This is a genomic window from Cyclobacterium plantarum (assembly GCF_011290685.1).
In the GTDB taxonomy this organism is placed as follows: domain Bacteria; phylum Bacteroidota; class Bacteroidia; order Cytophagales; family Cyclobacteriaceae; genus Cyclobacterium; species Cyclobacterium plantarum.
Map to the genome: position 1 here is coordinate 615,829 of NZ_JAANYN010000002.1, position 15,845 is coordinate 631,673.

19 protein-coding genes are annotated in these 15,845 nt (G+C 42.4%); 8 read left to right on the top strand and 11 right to left on the bottom strand.

Translation table 11 applies throughout. From position 1 onward, the window contains the following. Positions 1 to 83: 83 nt before the first annotated feature. The gene (locus G9Q97_RS06665) at positions 84 to 1,538 is read left to right on the top strand and encodes a zinc metalloprotease (protein ID WP_166144400.1); all 1,455 of its coding nucleotides are present in this window, start codon (positions 84 to 86) and stop codon (positions 1,536 to 1,538) included. 57 nt (positions 1,539 to 1,595) lie between these two features. On the opposite strand, the gene ric is transcribed toward G9Q97_RS06665, so the two are convergent. The 9 genes from ric to G9Q97_RS06710 all read right to left on the bottom strand — a co-directional run bounded on the left by ric (position 1,596) and on the right by G9Q97_RS06710 (position 7,580). Next, on the bottom strand, positions 1,596 to 2,333 hold the full coding sequence (gene ric / locus G9Q97_RS06670) for an iron-sulfur cluster repair di-iron protein (RefSeq protein WP_166144403.1): 738 nt from the start codon (positions 2,331 to 2,333) through the stop codon (positions 1,596 to 1,598). Between the two features lie 177 nt (positions 2,334 to 2,510). Then, positions 2,511 to 2,792, bottom strand: a complete 282-nt coding sequence (locus G9Q97_RS06675; RefSeq protein WP_222851931.1) for a hypothetical protein — start codon at positions 2,790 to 2,792, stop codon at positions 2,511 to 2,513. Between the two features lie 108 nt (positions 2,793 to 2,900). Continuing rightward, positions 2,901 to 3,296 carry a group III truncated hemoglobin gene (locus G9Q97_RS06680; RefSeq protein ID WP_166144406.1) on the bottom strand — a complete coding sequence of 132 codons (396 nt, stop codon included), beginning with the start codon at positions 3,294 to 3,296 and terminating at the stop codon, positions 2,901 to 2,903. Next, a complete protein-coding gene (locus G9Q97_RS06685; RefSeq protein WP_166144409.1) occupies positions 3,296 to 3,718 on the bottom strand; it encodes a cytochrome C in 423 nt (140 codons plus the stop codon). The genes G9Q97_RS06680 and G9Q97_RS06685 overlap by 1 nt, the downstream gene beginning before the upstream one ends. A gap of 14 nt (positions 3,719 to 3,732) precedes the next feature. Continuing rightward, complete coding sequence (locus G9Q97_RS06690; RefSeq protein ID WP_222851932.1) at positions 3,733 to 3,999, bottom strand: hypothetical protein; 267 nt, start codon at positions 3,997 to 3,999, stop codon at positions 3,733 to 3,735. Further along, on the bottom strand, positions 3,996 to 4,229 hold the full coding sequence (locus tag G9Q97_RS06695) for a hexameric tyrosine-coordinated heme protein (RefSeq protein ID WP_166144412.1): 234 nt from the start codon (positions 4,227 to 4,229) through the stop codon (positions 3,996 to 3,998). Before G9Q97_RS06695 ends, G9Q97_RS06690 begins: the two co-directional genes overlap by 4 nt. A 7-nt stretch (positions 4,230 to 4,236) precedes the next feature. Then, positions 4,237 to 5,238 (bottom strand): cbb3-type cytochrome c oxidase subunit II, encoded by a 1,002-nt coding sequence (locus G9Q97_RS06700; protein ID WP_166144415.1) that lies wholly within the window; start codon positions 5,236 to 5,238, stop codon positions 4,237 to 4,239. Between the two features lie 11 nt (positions 5,239 to 5,249). Continuing rightward, positions 5,250 to 7,109: a cbb3-type cytochrome c oxidase subunit I gene (locus G9Q97_RS06705; protein ID WP_166144418.1), complete on the bottom strand. Its 1,860-nt coding sequence runs from the start codon at positions 7,107 to 7,109 to the stop codon at positions 5,250 to 5,252. Positions 7,110 to 7,145: 36 nt separating this feature from the next. Continuing rightward, entirely contained in the window at positions 7,146 to 7,580 is a 435-nt protein-coding gene (locus G9Q97_RS06710; protein WP_166144421.1) for an RrF2 family transcriptional regulator, read from the bottom strand. A gap of 199 nt (positions 7,581 to 7,779) precedes the next feature. Here G9Q97_RS06710 and G9Q97_RS06715 point away from each other — a divergent pair, with 199 nt between their 5' ends. From G9Q97_RS06715 to G9Q97_RS06745, 7 genes are all read left to right on the top strand, one after another. Continuing rightward, positions 7,780 to 9,105, top strand: coding sequence for an MFS transporter (locus G9Q97_RS06715; protein WP_166144424.1), 1,326 nt, complete (start codon positions 7,780 to 7,782; stop codon positions 9,103 to 9,105). 164 nt (positions 9,106 to 9,269) lie between these two features. After that, complete coding sequence (locus G9Q97_RS06720; RefSeq protein WP_166144427.1) at positions 9,270 to 10,322, top strand: tellurite resistance/C4-dicarboxylate transporter family protein; 1,053 nt, start codon at positions 9,270 to 9,272, stop codon at positions 10,320 to 10,322. A 211-nt stretch (positions 10,323 to 10,533) separates the two neighbouring features. Further along, complete coding sequence (locus tag G9Q97_RS06725) at positions 10,534 to 11,589, top strand: MFS transporter (protein ID WP_166144430.1); 1,056 nt, start codon at positions 10,534 to 10,536, stop codon at positions 11,587 to 11,589. Positions 11,590 to 11,609: 20 nt separating this feature from the next. Next, positions 11,610 to 13,829 carry a molybdopterin oxidoreductase family protein gene (locus G9Q97_RS06730; protein ID WP_166144432.1) on the top strand — a complete coding sequence of 740 codons (2,220 nt, stop codon included), beginning with the start codon at positions 11,610 to 11,612 and terminating at the stop codon, positions 13,827 to 13,829. A gap of 63 nt (positions 13,830 to 13,892) precedes the next feature. Beyond that, on the top strand, positions 13,893 to 14,462 hold the full coding sequence (locus tag G9Q97_RS06735; RefSeq protein WP_166144435.1) for a 4Fe-4S dicluster domain-containing protein: 570 nt from the start codon (positions 13,893 to 13,895) through the stop codon (positions 14,460 to 14,462). Positions 14,463 to 14,475: 13 nt separating this feature from the next. Further along, positions 14,476 to 14,994 (top strand): QcrA and Rieske domain-containing protein, encoded by a 519-nt coding sequence (locus tag G9Q97_RS06740; protein ID WP_166144438.1) that lies wholly within the window; start codon positions 14,476 to 14,478, stop codon positions 14,992 to 14,994. 2 nt (positions 14,995 to 14,996) lie between these two features. Beyond that, positions 14,997 to 15,254, top strand: coding sequence for a DUF6755 family protein (locus G9Q97_RS06745; protein WP_166144441.1), 258 nt, complete (start codon positions 14,997 to 14,999; stop codon positions 15,252 to 15,254). Positions 15,255 to 15,259: 5 nt separating this feature from the next. Here the strand turns inward: G9Q97_RS06745 and G9Q97_RS06750 are convergent, their stop codons facing one another. After that, entirely contained in the window at positions 15,260 to 15,463 is a 204-nt protein-coding gene (locus G9Q97_RS06750; RefSeq protein WP_166144444.1) for a hypothetical protein, read from the bottom strand. A 120-nt stretch (positions 15,464 to 15,583) separates the two neighbouring features. Continuing rightward, on the bottom strand, positions 15,584 to 15,829 hold the full coding sequence (locus G9Q97_RS06755) for a YdeI/OmpD-associated family protein (RefSeq protein ID WP_317168729.1): 246 nt from the start codon (positions 15,827 to 15,829) through the stop codon (positions 15,584 to 15,586). Between the last annotated feature and the right edge of the window lie 16 nt (positions 15,830 to 15,845).

Genomic DNA, 15,845 nt, shown 5'->3' on the forward strand with positions numbered 1-15,845 from the left:
TCCAACCTTCTGTACGGAATAAAATATGACCACTGAAAGGAAATTACAAACACATGACATCTCTCATCTAACTTTGTCATACCATGATACGCAACACCTTTTGGATCATCAGGTCTTGGATTTGTGCCATGGCCATTCTGCTCACCAATAATTGCGGCACCCCCTCTCCGGGTTGTCCGCATTGTGCTGAAGATTTACAGCTATCGTCAATTTTACCGGGAGACACTCCATTCAATTCTCTGGAAATGAAATGGTGCGCGCTAAATGGAGTACCCTCCGTTGAGGATCCTTCGCTGGTTTGCGAGGATAACGTTGAAGAGGTGCTACTGAACAGGCACCTGCGCGCAGGAACATGTAATTGGACCCAGTGTAAAATCCTTGTAGGCACCATTTTCGGCCCGACCGCTAACTACGGTTTGTTCGACGACCCTAACCTCTCTATTGGTGCTCCAGGGGACTTAGTGGTCAATAATACTTCTCTAACGCAGGAAATGGAAGAGCTAGCCAACCCCTGTGACAACCACTGGAATATGCAGCCCAACGGCATAACCGCAATCGCTATCCGGGAATTTATCAATACTGATGGGACAGACAGTCCGATCAATGGTATTGCATTTGCCAATTCCGGCACCCGGCCTTTTTTGTTTATTGGCGATCTGGAGTTCTTTCCTTCCACCGGTGGAGCGTTGCACAGCAATACCGAGAGAGTGTTGGCCCACGAGCTGGGACATGTTCTGGGCCTGTGCCATGCCAATGGTGATGAGGGCGTGGCCTGCAACAGCGGCTTTCTCGATTTCAATACCTTTGATAACCTGATGTCCGGTGCCGGAAGTTCGGTCAACAGTCGAACGCTCGAAGTTGAGCAGTGTGATATTGCGCGTACCCGTTACCCCCATCTATTCTTTCCGCACGATCGCACCTATACCAGCATTGCTTCTATTTTGGACGAAGGAGGCGAAAATTATGCACCAGCAGATAAATCCATTGACCTGTACAAAACATTGGTATTCAACCACCTTCCCGAAAAAGGCCATTTGGAGGTGCTGATAGGAACGAACGGCCTCTTTAACGAGCGAAAGACCGATTACTGGGTGCTACTGGATGTAGATAATAAGGTGAGTACTGGACTGAACAGCCATCAGATCGTTTCCGGCAGCAATCAGGAAGGCGTGGATATGGTAGTAAAAGTAGAAGTGAGCAATAATGGCAACGGCAGCAACAACACGCTGTACAAAGCCGGGGCAAACGAATTTGAGCCGCATTCGCTGCCACCCCAATTGTTGAAAACTGTTCTTGAAACCAGTGAAATGTACGTTTCTTCGCCGGAGGAATGCTCCAGCATCCCGGTATTTCAGGAAATTGGGATCAAGCTATCGCGGGAAGCATTGATGAGATATAGTTTGTTCAGGGAAGTTGACTTTTCATTTTCCAATGGCCTGAAGGTGCAGACTATCGCAGCCGGAACTGCAGCGGACGGCACAGAAGTGGTGGACAAATGCCCCGAGCTGCCGCGAATTATTTTCGGGCAAAAGCCGTGACCGGCCATAACTTTTTTATCATTGCTGGCTAAGTAAGCAAGTAACCATTCACCTGGTTTACTTTAATTCCAATTGCTGTATTTTAGCCTCATGAGCTATTGATCTGGGAAACAAAACGTTATTCTCCAAATGGATGTGCTTATGCAAATCACCCTCAAACTCTTCCAACAGCGAATAGGTAACCTTATAGGTATTACAAGCATCGGCAGGAGGATTATAATTATTGGTCAGCTCAGCTATTTTTTTAAACCTATCCCCTTCTGTCTCATGTTCTTCCATCATCATGTGGATCGGAAGTTTCACAGACCTGAAATTAGAAGCCTTTACACCACTGCTTCGAATGGGTTTTTTCACCATTTTTCTAAGGTATGGAAATAAAATCAATTCCTCTTTTTTCATATGGGCGCTCAGTTCACTTGCACTTGTACTGAAAAGCCGGGTAATCTCGAAAAGCTCAGGATGTGATTCTCCATGTACCTTACAAAGTTTGTTAAGGTATTGTAACAAAAGAGGGATTCTTTCCTCTACATAGCGGTGATGTTTCTTCTCAATATAATCTGCCAAAATATCCAAAGGCCAGAAGTTGAAATCATGACGATCATCTGTAGCATTGTCCAGCAAATTATCCAATGCTATCTTCACTTCAGACACATTGACCTTCTTTGTTTCACAGGCTTCTTCGATTGTGCGGTTGCCCTTGCAGCAGAAATCAATACCAAATGATTCAAACACCGTGGCAGCCCTATAATCTCTGGCCACCAACTCTCCGATTGTAATTTTTTGCGCCGTTTCCATCCTCTAATTCTATTGTCGCTTCTATAGGTACTTTAATATATTAATACCCTAAAAACTATTCATACATTTTTCCATTCTCAGGTATGAGTTGGTTCGACCTCAAACCCTTTATTTATGAATACAAAGGTAGGTATAAAATAATAAAGGACAAATTTATCCTTTATTATTTTATACCTCTTATTCAGTCCTTTTCATTCTTTCTGAACAATTTGGACAGGTAAGGACCTCACCCTCTTGCAATCGTATACCCTCAATATGTTCTTTTACAAAAGCCTTTAAACGCATGTCCTTTTTTTGCTGGTTGTTGATTTCAATTTGCCTGTCCTTTACCAGGACCCTGACTTTTCCATCATATTCCTGAATTCCCCAGCAAACCGGGCATAGACCTTCAGGAGCTTTGTTTTTTGTTTCTACTTCAGGTTTATTGATGTGCTCAATCAATTTATCGATGATATTCATGGCTTACTATTTCTAATGGTTTTTAGGCCTTTTCCCTAATGAAAAACCTCAAGTTACCTTTATTTAAATTGCAGAAATGGCCCGGAATATTTTTACCCTTGTCTCTAATCATAAAATCGGTCGAGCCGGATTATTTTGATAGTATTTGATTTTGGAATGGAATAAATCCGCCATTCTTTCGCCCTGCCATTTGGCCCTTTCTGCTTTTTCACCGTAGAATCGCTCATCAACAGTTTCGGAGAATAGCCCGACCCAGCGGTTAAAATGTTGTTTGTCTACCGGTAACTTTGCATGTGGAACAAAGGGGCTTCCATAATAGGTATGTTCTTCCAATAAGACAGTTTGCCAAAACCTGTACATTTTTTCCAAATGTTCTGGCCACCTTTCCTGGATTCTTTCGTTGAAAATATCTTTAAGAAGATTATCATTTCGGACTTTTTCATAGAAGATATCCACCATTAGCTTAATGTCTTCAATGCTGGTAATTTCTCTTTTATTCTGCATCAGAAAAAGGATTTATACAGTTCCGGGTTCCAGAACATCGTAAAATAAAATACAGCAAAACCTGCAAATGAAATGATGAGTGCCCAAACCCAGGCCGGGATAGCCTGGGGGGTTTCCGAGCCTCTTATCATAAAGAAATCGTTGCGCTCACTTCCATAGGAATTTACTGTAATCGGAATTTGTTGGTTGACAACTTCTCCCTCCTTTAGACCAAGAACGGAAATATCCGGTCCGTTTCTCACCTCAAAAGGTATTGTCTTGACTCCCTCCTTCCCTGAAGTGGATTTGGCGATGATTTTGAGCATGTGCTTCCCGTCAGGGATTTTGGTGGTGTCCAAAACAAATTTCACCGGGGGCGCAAATTCGGCAAATGGTTTTGAGTCCGAATCAAGGAATATTTTTACTGTTCTGTTATCTTCCATGGTGTTAACGATTATTATTCCAGGATAATGTTTTTGATATGGTCAGGCCTGTTTTCTTTGGGCATGACCAGAAATTTGACGCTGAAAATCAAAGTAAAGCCAACCAAAATCGCTGCTGTCCAGGTAATCAGGAAATCTACATTACCCTGGGGCCCTTGCCCGTGGGTAATGTCTTCCAGCATTTTTGGCTGATTGGATTTACAGACCTCGCATGCAAAACCAAAAGGTGCATAGCTGAACAGGACAAGACTAATGAGTATGGTTTTGAATTTCCGCATCATTTCCAGAAATTATTGGCCATGGCAATGGTTTGAAACTCCGTGGCAATTACTTGCGATGACGCAATCAGCTGTGCGGTATCCTGAGCATAGTCATTTCTGAGTTTTTTCCTGATTTCACCATCAGTTTGGATGGCAGCCACTGATTTACGGGCCAGTTTGATAGCCAGTTCCCGGCCCTCCTGAGGAGTAGCTGTTTTCAATGATTCCAGATAGATTTCTTTCTTTTCCATGATATATTTATTTTTGTGAGTTAACGAATGTTCTGATTTCCTTTACTTCGTCGACGGTGACAGCGTTGGCGGAATTTCCCCAATTTGAGCGTTCATGATTAACAATCGCTGCAATTTCCTCATCAGAGAGGGTGGACTCAAAACCGGCCATTACCCCATATTCTGCTCTGGCATCGTAGCCTTCCATAATGATTCTGATCAACGTTTCAGGATTTTCATCATTGACAATGGGGCTCCCGGCCAGAGGAGGAAAGGCACCTGACAAACCACTTCCATCAGCCTGATGACAGGCCGCACAATTGTTCATGTACAAATTCTGGCCATCCGGAAGTAATTCTCCAACTGAATTGTCCACAGGCTCCTTTTCCTTTGACGAAGGAATAAAGCTGACAGCAGGATTTTGAGGCATTTCAGCTTGTTTAAGAGATTGAAGATAGGCTACCAGATACAGCGCTTCTTGGGAAGCCACCACCTGTTTGCCAGAAGAATGCAGGAATTCCTCGGGAACGGGAACCAAATGGTCGGTATTTTTCACTTTGGATTTCTCCTTAACTTCAAATAGCCAGGGGTAGGATGGCATGATGGATTCTTTGACTACAATCCTGGGATTGTATAGGTGAAGTAAATGCCATTCCATTCCGGGTTGTCTTTGCCCTACCTCAGTGAGATCGGGACCGGTTCTTTCACTTCCCAAAAGTGAAGGAGATTGCCGCCAAACATCCTGTCTTTGCTTGCTATAGTAATAATCTGATGGAATAGAAGGCCTGTTTCCCCAGGTATTGTCCATTTCTATATTTCTTACCTGTTGGGTGTGGCATGACATACAATTTTCCTGAACATAAATGTGCAGGCCCTTCAATTCCTCCTCCGAGAAGGTCTCCATACTGGGGAGGGGCTGGGTTTGTTGGATCTGAAAGGCAGGTACCAGTGCAACAAAAGTACTCAGCATCAAAAATCCGAATAGCGCCGTACCAACGAGAAGTTTATGATTCTTATGAAAATCTAACATTTCAAATTCAGTTAAAAGGTGACTGTTTCGTTTCTTGCGTCTTGGTAAATTGTTCCGCGATTTTCCGGATCTGGCCTGTTTATTTTTGGATTTAACATTGTTTTCCTTTGACCTCCGGTCATATAGAAGAAATTATAGGCAAAAAGCAGGTGAGAGATGAACATGAGGGTTCCACCGATAGCCCTCCAAAGCCAGAAAGGTGTCATCAGGATGACAGATTCAATAAACGGTTTACCTTCTATCCAACTGAGTCCCTTCATGGTGCCCCCTACCATCAGTGATACCATGTACGCAAAAAGGCCAATAAATGCCATCCAGAAATGCATTCCTACCATGATTTGCTTAGGTTCTCTACCTGTTATTTTGGGAAGAATGGCGTACACGCAAGCCCAAAGGATAAAGGTGATGATGCCGTACATGGTCATATGGGAATGGGCCACATTAAAGTCCGTAAAATGCCATATGAAATTCGTAAACCGAAAGGCTTGGAGACTTCCCTGAGCGGAACCGACAAAATAAAATACCACCCCCACCAAAAAGAAGGGAAGGACATAGCTCTTGGAAATTTCATTCCAGCTTCCTTTCATTGTCATGAGAAAGTTGGTTGTACCGGCTACTACCGGTATCAACATGCCGGCACTGAATACAATGGCCACTGTCTGAAGCCACCATGGCAAAGGACTGAAAACAAAATGATGGGTACCGATAAGGGTATAAAACAACATCTGCGTCCAAAAGGCCAGAACGCCCAGTGAATAGGAATAAATCGGTTTATTAAGAGATGATGGGAGGTAATAATAAATCAGGCCCAGGGTAAAGGTCATAAACCACATGCCCACCCCCTGGTGCATGTAATACCCCTGGATCACAGTCTCTCCCAATCCATCCTGATACATGGGTAGATAGCCGATTATAACCAGAATTATCGTCCAGCCCAATCCTCCCAACAGGTACCAGTTTGACACGTAGATTTCATCTATTTTTCGATGGGCTACCGTTTGGTAGAAATTGTAGAACGTCAAAACCATACCAATGGCAAAAAGAAATGCCACCGGCCATATATATTCTCTGTATTCACCTCCACCGTTATTAATGCCCGACATTAACAACAGGGTGCCTATTGCAACACTGCTGTTCATCAACCACCAGGCATACCAAGCAAGTTTATAACTGTATAATTTGGTATTGGACGTCCTTGTGATCACAAAATATCCCAATCCGATCATGGCAAGGGAAGCCCAACCCCAAAAAACCGCATTGGTATGTACCGGCCTCAACCTTCCAAATGAAAGCCAGGAAATGGTATCCATTTCGGGCCAAATAAATTTCATCCCCAAATATTGACCGATTAGCGTACCGAATACCAACCAAAAAACAGCGGCTCCGATATACCAGGTAATCATTTTTTTTAGGTGGAAGGGTGTATCAATGGTGATGGGGGACTTTTTCTTTTCATCTACAAGTGGATTGCTTGGCTCATGAGTTATCGCTGCAATGATTCCCCTGCTGTCATCCACTTCCAGATTGCTTCCCAGTTCATCTCCGGACAATCGATAGGAAACTGCTTTCTTGCGTTTTTCCAAAACGGTGTCAATCTCCGTTTCGTCCATTTTCAGAAGCCGTTCACCGAATTCAATTTTCTTATTTCTCTCTGTCCTGGATTGAAGCTGGGTGAAATATGCCGAAGCCTTCACGGTCAGGATGAATATGGCAATGACAAGCACTATTACTATCAGCAAAATAGTACCTATTATTCCAGGGCTTGCCAGCCAGTTCGAGGTATCCGGGTTTGGAGTAGGTTGAGCGAATACCACCTTTGGAAAATGGGAAAAAACAGCTAATAGACTGATATAAAACTTTCTGATATACATTTTGGATAAAATTATCGGAAATAGGTTGAAATTTTTTTATCTGATCAAAAGGGCCTTGCCGGATTTTAAACCAGTGGCCAATTCAAGAATAGTAGTACTTTCAAGCATCTCTCTAAGTTCTTCCCTTATTTTGACAAATTTACCGTGCATAGGACAGGGTTGACTATTGTTACATTCCTCAAGACCAAGGCCACAGCCTTTGTAAATATCCTCTCCATCAATTGCGGATACAATATCACTGACTTTAATTTCTGCTATCCTTTGTATGCCAATGATAAAACCTCCATAGGGTCCTTTTCTGGACTCCAGGATTTTCTCTTTAATTAAGGAAGTTAAGATTTTGGCCGTGAAGGCCTCAGGAGCATTAATTCCTTTGCTCACCTCTCTTATTTTAACCCTTTCGCCCTCCAGCGATCTGGTGGCGATATAGATAATGGCCTTGATGCCGTATTCACAGGATTTGGAAAACATGATATTGGTCAGTTATTTTCAACAAAAGTAAGCGAAATTCTATTTACGACAAAATTATCGGTAATTAAATTGTTGATGTTAGGCCTCAAAATGTCTCTATTATTTTTATAAAACTAAAGGGGAACATCAGAGTGATAGAAATGAGAAACCTAAACCATTTTATCAAATAATCAGTACTTTTGGACTTGAATATAAATTGATGCTTCAACCGAGTAAAGATAAATACGGATTAACTGGTTATCCTCAACTAGGTTTATGGACTTCAACACTGGGGCTTTTTGCAGGTCTGACAACTATTGTGCTGTATGGAGTTGCCGGCCCTGAATTCAAAGAATCGCTAGGGCTCTCTGGTGCAATGCTTGGCGTACTTATTTCCTCTCCCCACCTTAGTAAAGCAATTCTAAGAGTACCTTTTGGTGCCTGGGTGGACGAGGTGGGCGGGAAAAAACCATTTTTGATTCTTCTAGGATGTAGCATATTAGGATTAGCAGGCATTACAGGAATGCTGTATCTGTACTATCCAAATGAATTTGATGAAAGCCTTTTTCCGTTGTTTCTTTTATTTGGTGTTTTAGGAGGTGCCGGGGGTGCCACATTTTCCGTTGGCGTACCTAAAACTTCTTATTGGTTTCCTAAGGAAAAGCAAGGCCATGCCCTCGGCATTTATGCAGGTCTGGGAAATATTGGTCCTGGTGTTTTGAATTATGTAATACCCTTGTTAATTGGAGCAATCGGTTTAGCGGCAGCTTATTTAAGTTGGTTGGTATTTCTAATAGCAGCATCGGTCATATTCGCCATTTTTGCAGTAGACTCTTATTATTTTCAACTTGTTAAAAAGGATGTAAATCATGAGAATGCAAAAAGTATTGCTAAAGATCTAGGACAAGATGTATTTCCATCAGGGGGAACCTGGATTTCGCTTAAACATTCAGCTTCAAACTATCGCACCTGGATTCTGGTATTTCTATATACCATTTCTTTTGGTGGTGGATTCACTGCATTAACTGCATGGTTTCCCACATATTGGACCCTTTTTCACGGCATGGGGCTGATGAGTGCAGGATTAATCGCTGCAGTATTCACCATTTATGGTTCCCTGATTAGAATCCCGGGAGGCAAGTGGAGTGATAAATTTGGTGGAGAAAACGTTGCGATCCTGAGTTTTGTAACAATGGCTTTTGGTGCATTGGTATTGACCATCACATCAGATGCCTATGTGTCTTTTTTTGGCATGATCGTTATCGGTACGGGTATGGGCATCGCCAATGCAGCTATCTTTGAGTTGGTGCCCAAATATATACCGGATGCCGTGGGTGGTGCCTCAGGATGGATCGGAGGTGTTGGGGGTGCTGGTACGCTTCTTATTATTCCGATTTTAGGTGCATTTGTCGACATTTATGGTCAGATTGGGTATGCAAGGGGCTTCATTGTCATTGCTATTCTCAGCGTCCTTTGTGCAATAATTGCTTATGCATTGAAATTAAATACCCAAAAAAAGAATGATCGGGGCACATTTTCTCCATAAATCCCGATTAAAATCTCATAGTCAACTGTAAAAAAAATGTAATCCAGATCAGGTTTTCCCAGCAAAATGCTTGTTATTGGTATTAAAGAAACAAACACCTGATCGTTTTTCAGATTTCAGTTACCTTTTATGGAAATAATGTTTGGGGGAAAAAATGATTAAAAATGATATCCAACGGAAAAGCAATGATTAAAAACTTGTTGCCTACCTATTTTGCTTTGGTAATGGCTACGGGAATTGTCTCAATTGCCCTGCATCTATTAGAGTTTGAAAGCTTTTCCAGGGGATTGTTTTGGCTTAATGTTGGATTCTTTTCGGTTTTATTTATTTTACTTCTGACTCGTATCATCTTTTATTTTCCCTCTGTCTTAAGTGATTTAAAATCGTATCAAAAAGGGCCGGGATTTTTCACATTTGTTGCAGCAGCAGCCATCCTGGCTAATCAAATCGCACTATTCTACGATGTGAATCAATGGGTTCTTGCATTGTTTATCACGGCTCTATTTGCCTGGATTTTAATTACTTATGGTTTTTTTTACTTCATAACGGTTACTGAAAATAAACAAGGCCTGGAACAGGGAATCAGTGGCACCTGGCTCATCATCATAGTAGCTACACAGGCTTTATCCACTTTATTCACATTGGTAGCAGACCTAAGCTATTTCAACCCGGAAATCTTTTTGTTTATTTCCCTTTGTTTATTTTTCACAGGCGCTTTATTGTATTTATACATTATGTCTCTGATTGTATACAGATTATCTTTTTTTGAACTTAAGGCGGATGAATTGGGCGCACCTTATTGGATCAATATGGGCGCCACGGCTATCACCACGCTTGCTGGAAGTTTATTGATTTTGAAATCCAACGAAATGCCGCTTTTAAAGGAGATCCTTCCTTTTACAAAAGCCTTTACCCTTTTTTATTGGGCAGGGGGAACCTGGTGGATCCCACTACTCCTTATCTTGGGAGCGTGGAGACACCTTAAAATGAGAGTGCCTGTGCCTTCTTCATCGTCAGGGTATCATCCTAGCTATTGGGGCATGGTTTTTCCCTTGGGAATGTATACTGTTTGCACGTACCGGCTTAGCCAAGCATTAGGGCTTGATTTCCTACAAATCATCCCTCAGTATTTTATTTACTTAGCGGTTTCAGCCTGGCTTGCAGTATTTGTGGGCTTCTTGCGAAATATTTTCCAAGGATTGGTAACCTCCAAATGAAAGAGAAGGGCAATTGCGTAAAACAAGAATAAGCTGATCTATTGGGAAGTAATCATCCTGTTACAAATAATTATAATGTAGTTAAAATACTTTTCCCGGAAATATTTGTGGAAAATACCTGAGAATTAATCAAAAAAAATTGGCTTCATAAGGTAAAACTAAATGATATTGGTATCTTCACCTAAATTGAGAAATAAATAAGCGCCAACTTATGCTGAGACTATTTCAAACCCTAAACCGAGTGGCGGTGATCAAAGCCACAATTGCTGTAGTTATCGTTGGTTTTCTGGTATTGCTGGGGTCCCGTGATCTTCAAAATTTTGATCCAGCACTAATTGCCTACCTGATAGGTACATTATTTGCAGTTTTCGGCATTGCCTACCGGTACTCGGTTTGGTTACAAAGACCTCCAACCCGCCTTTACTGGCGCAGGAGTATGAATTTTCTCTTCAGCAAAGATTTCATTTCCTATGCCTTACGATCCCTGAAGCTATTTTTTAAAAATATTATTTTTCAACGATTCATTGCCCATCGGAGTAAAACCCGTTGGGCCGGGCATTTTCTAATGGCCATTGGCTGTTTATTGGCATTTGCTATTACCATCCCACTTACCTTCGGATGGATTCACTTTGAGCTAAGACCAGGGGATGACGTAACCTATTATGCCAAGGTTTTTGGTTTTGAAGCAGGAACTTTTCCTTTGGGGTCGGTTCAGGCATTTGTAGCATTCCACGGGCTGGTTTGGTGCTCCATTTTAGTCATCATCGGTTCGGTGATGATGATGAAGCGGAGGGTTACTGATGGTGGCCTTATAGCTACCCAATCATTTTCCGAAGATTTACTTCCGTTGATCTTACTTATCGCTATTTCAGTGACAGGGCTTGGCATATCCTACGATTATACGTTTCTGCAGGGCAAAACCTACCAGTTTATGGCCGTTACGCATGCGATTGTGGTTATTTTATGGCTGGTATGGCTTCCTTTTGGAAAGTTTTTTCATATTTTCCAGCGCCTTGCCCAGCTGGGTGCAAACTTGTACAAGCATGAAGGGGAGCGCAGAGGAATGGCAACCTGTGAACACACTGGTAAGGAGTTTGCCACCCAATTGCACGTGAATGACCTCAAGACCCTTACCAAGGATCTGGGATTTGATTATGATAAAAAGGATGGAAGAAATCATTTGGACCTTAGCCCTGAAGGCAAGCGTTCGGCTTTGGCAAAAGCCCATTTTGAGGCAAGAAAAGAATCAGGAAAATTCTTTGGATAAAAATATAAAGAGGTAAAGGAATGGCGAAACTACCCGCATCAGTTGATAAAATAATAGATAAATATGGACCTCACAAAGCTTATCCCCCACAAAGTGGCTTTGAAGGTAGCCATGAGCCTGATAAATTGGTAAAAACGCATTGTTGCTATTGCGGCATGCAATGTGGGATTCAGCTTAAAGTGAAAGATAATAAAATTGCAGGATTCGAACCCTGGATGGAATTTCCCTTTAATGAAGGACGGCTTTGCCCAAAAGGGGTACAACGATACATGCAAAACAACCATCCTGACCGACTGATGGACCCGATACAGCGAGTAGAAGGTGCCGGTTTTGAGCCGATAAGTTGGGAACAGGCAATGAGTAAAACCGTTAGCGAAATCAAACGCATTCAAGCCAAATATGGCAATGATGCATTTGCCATGTTGTCCGGTGTGTCGCTGACCAATGAAAAGAGCTACATGATTGGCAAGTTTGCCCGTGTAGCCCTTAAGACTGCCAATCTGGATTATAATGGACGCCTTTGCATGGTAAGTGCGGGGGGAGGGAATAAAAAAGCATTTGGATTGGACAGGGCGTCCAATAGCTGGGCGGATTTAAAACATGCTGAAGTAATTCTGGTCGCCGGGGCAAACATCAGCGAAACCTTCCCCACTTTAACCCATTATATTTGGCAGGCCAGGGATAAAGGAGCGAAACTAATTGTAGTTGACCCCAGGGTTATCCCCCTGGCAAGAACTGCCGACATACATTTACCCGTTAAACCCGGAGGTGATTCCGCTCTTTTTGGTGCCATACTCAAAATCATGGTGGACAATGACTGGATTGACCATGATTTTATCAACAATCATACTTCCGGCTTCGAAGAAGCCATTGAGGCAGTAAAAGACTATGATCTGGAATGGGCCGAAGAGACAACAGGAATTCCGAGGCAACAGATTTTAGCCGCAGCCACCCTTTGGGGTAAAGCCAAAACCAGCTTTTTACTTCACGCCAGAGGAATTGAGCACCACTCCAAGGGTGTAGAAAATGTATTGAGCTGTATCAATATAGTATTGGCATCAGGTCGAATAGGAAAACCCTACTGTGGATATGGTACCATAACCGGACAGGGCAATGGACAGGGAGGAAGAGAGCATGGCCATAAATGTGATCAGCTGCCTGGGAATAGGGATATCACCAATCCCGAACATAGAAAATACATTGCCGAAGTCTGGGGAATTGACGAAAAAGACATGCCCGGTAAGGGTTTAACGGCCTATGAGCAGATAGAAGCCATTCATAGAGGTGAAATAAAGGGTATGATTTCTATTTGCTTCAACCCGCTGGTTTCATTGCCTAACAATAATTTTGTAAGGGAAGCTTTAGAAAAGCTCGAATTTTACATTTGCATAGATACCTTTCTTTCTGAAACTGCCCGGCATGCGGATATTGTCATGGCCGGTTCGCTTCATGAAGAAGAAGACGGCACGGTAACTACTGCCGAAGGAAGAGTGGTAAGGATCAATGAAGCTGTCTCTCCTCCAGGAAATACGCGTAGAGATGGTCAGATTTTAATGGAGATCGCCGATCGCCTTGGCGTCGGAGACAAATTCAATTATCCTACCAGCGAGGACATATTCAATGAATTAAGGGTGGCCTCAAAGGGAGGTACTGCTGATTACTTTGGGATAACTTATAAAAAGATTGTCGATAATATGGGCATTTTTTGGCCCTGCCCATCAGAAGATCATCCGGGGACGCCTCGCCTTTGGGAAGACCGGAAATTTAAAACGCCAGATGGCAAAGCCCATTTTAATCCGGTTTCCTACCGGCCTCCTGCTGAAAGAACCGATGAAGAGTATCCTATTTTACTGACGACGGGAAGGGTTGTATCCCAATACCTGAGTGGAACCTCAACACGCAGAATCGGAAAATTGGTAGACCAATACCCTGAGCCTCTACTGGAAATTCACCCAAAACTGGCATTCCAATATGGAATAAAGGATAGGGACATGATAAAGGTAATCACCAGAAGAGGTGAAGGGGAATTTCCTGCTCAAATTGTAGAAACGATCAGGGAGGATACTGTTTTTATTCCTTACCATTGGGGCGGGAAACAATCCGCTAATCAGCTTACGATTGGCACACTGGATCCAGTCTCAAAAATACCAGAATTCAAGGTATGTGCCTGTCAGCTAATCGTTACAGGAAAAAAATCGACACAAAAACTTACTGACACAGCTTACCAAAGCTATTCATAAAGTATAAAGTGATAAAATCGAACATTGAGAAAAACCGAATTTGAAATTCTAAAACCTGAAATTATGCCTGAAACCAACTACAATCCCGAAATGGCTTTTTTTGTTGACATGCAACGATGTATTGGTTGTCATGCCTGTGAAATGGCTTGTGCTGAATGTGAAACCAATGGGCAGGAAAGCATGATCCATGTAAATTACGTCAACCGTGCAGTAAGCACACAGACCACCGTTCAGGTCTGTATGCATTGTGAGGACCCCACCTGTGCCAATGTCTGTCCGGCTGACGCCATCCATCAGGATGATTTTGGCGTAGTACATACCGCCAATACTTCAAGGTGTATCGGATGCTCTAACTGCGTGTTGGCCTGTCCATTTGGAGTGCCTAAAAAGGAAGAGCAAGCGGAATTGATGATGAAATGTAACATGTGTTATGACAGAACCAGCGTGGGTAAAAAACCAATGTGTGCGACCGTATGCCCAAGCCAGGCCCTCTTTTATGGCACGGTAAAGGAAATAGAAGAAATGAGGCCTGACAGTGTGCCCGTCAACTCCTTTAAATTTGGAAATCAGGAGGTAAAAACCAAAGTAAATGTGATGATGCCAAAAGGCACCCACACATTAATCGTTGAATAAACAATTCATTAAAATGGACGAAAAAAAACCTGGTAAAATTCCCAATTGGAAAAGTGATTTTCCGATAGATAAAAAAAAGGCCACTCATGTGAGCCGCAGGGAATTTGCCAAATACCTGGGTCTGTTTTCCGGCACACTTGCCTTAGGAAATGGAGCAATAGTAATTAAATCCCTTTACTTTCCGGAAGAAGAATTAAAAGGAGAACATTTTGTGTGCAATCAGGCTGATGTACCTGTAGGGGAAATGTTTCAATTTGAAATAGAGGGTACTGCAGTGGTACCCTATATCCTTATCCACCTGGAGGATAATGAGTGGAGGGCATTCGAACAGAAATGCACACACCTGGCTTGCGCCGTACGGTATAGAGCGGATATAGATAAGATAGAATGCCCCTGCCACAAAGGGTATTTTAATCCCCGAACAGGAGATGTCCTTCAGGGTCCCCCCCCAAGACCACTGCCACAACTGGCCGTGGTAGTAAAAGAAGGACAAATTTACGTAAAAGCTAAAGATCAGGAAAAATTCATTTAGCCATGAGTAATTACAGAAGATCACAAAACCAGGCGCACCCCAATAAAACCAATGCACTGATGACAGGAATTCTTGTGCTGCTCATACTCTTTGTCAGCATACAGATATGGTTCTTGTTTGGCGCCCTGAACAATGCACTGAGGGAAAATTTTAATTTTGCACTCACCACTTTTATCGGTTCAACCATTTTAGCAGTGGCCTCATTTTGGTTGCTGCGCTATTTGCCTGATCCCATTGATTCTCCGGATAAAGAATTGTAAATTTTTTAAGCTTCCTTTTTGCTGATATAGGTGGTATGGATTTTACCAAACTGGTCCGGCTCTTTTATTGAGGCGACTTCAAATACCAGATATTCTTTGTCTTTGTAGTTGAGCATATGGCCTTTAAGAATTTCCTCCAGTATTTCGTTGGAGGAAAGTGCTGTGGAAAAAATTGGAATAAAAGCAAAGACCCGAATGTAAGCTTCCAAAGAATGAGAACCTTACCCCCACCAGGTTACTTCCAGTCGTTTGTCTATTTCTTTTGCCACTCAACAGCTAATGTAACCGCGAAGCCGCACCAAATGTTTTCTGTCCTACTTTAATCCTAATCATTTGTTTCGATCGTTCAATCCTTCTCCATTGAGAATCTTATCCATACACTTTTCGATTCTTGATGCCCGTGTTTTGGATTGTTTGGGTTGAGAAAAGTGAATCATATACCCTCTTTGCCGGCCCGGTGTCAGTTTATAAAATGCTTTCTTTAGTTTAGGAAATTCTTCAAATTTCTTTTCAAGTTCATCAGGAATAGGTGTTTGCTTCTTTTTGAAATCAACCTTTAAGCCCGATTTTTCCACTTCAACGGCTTCTTGA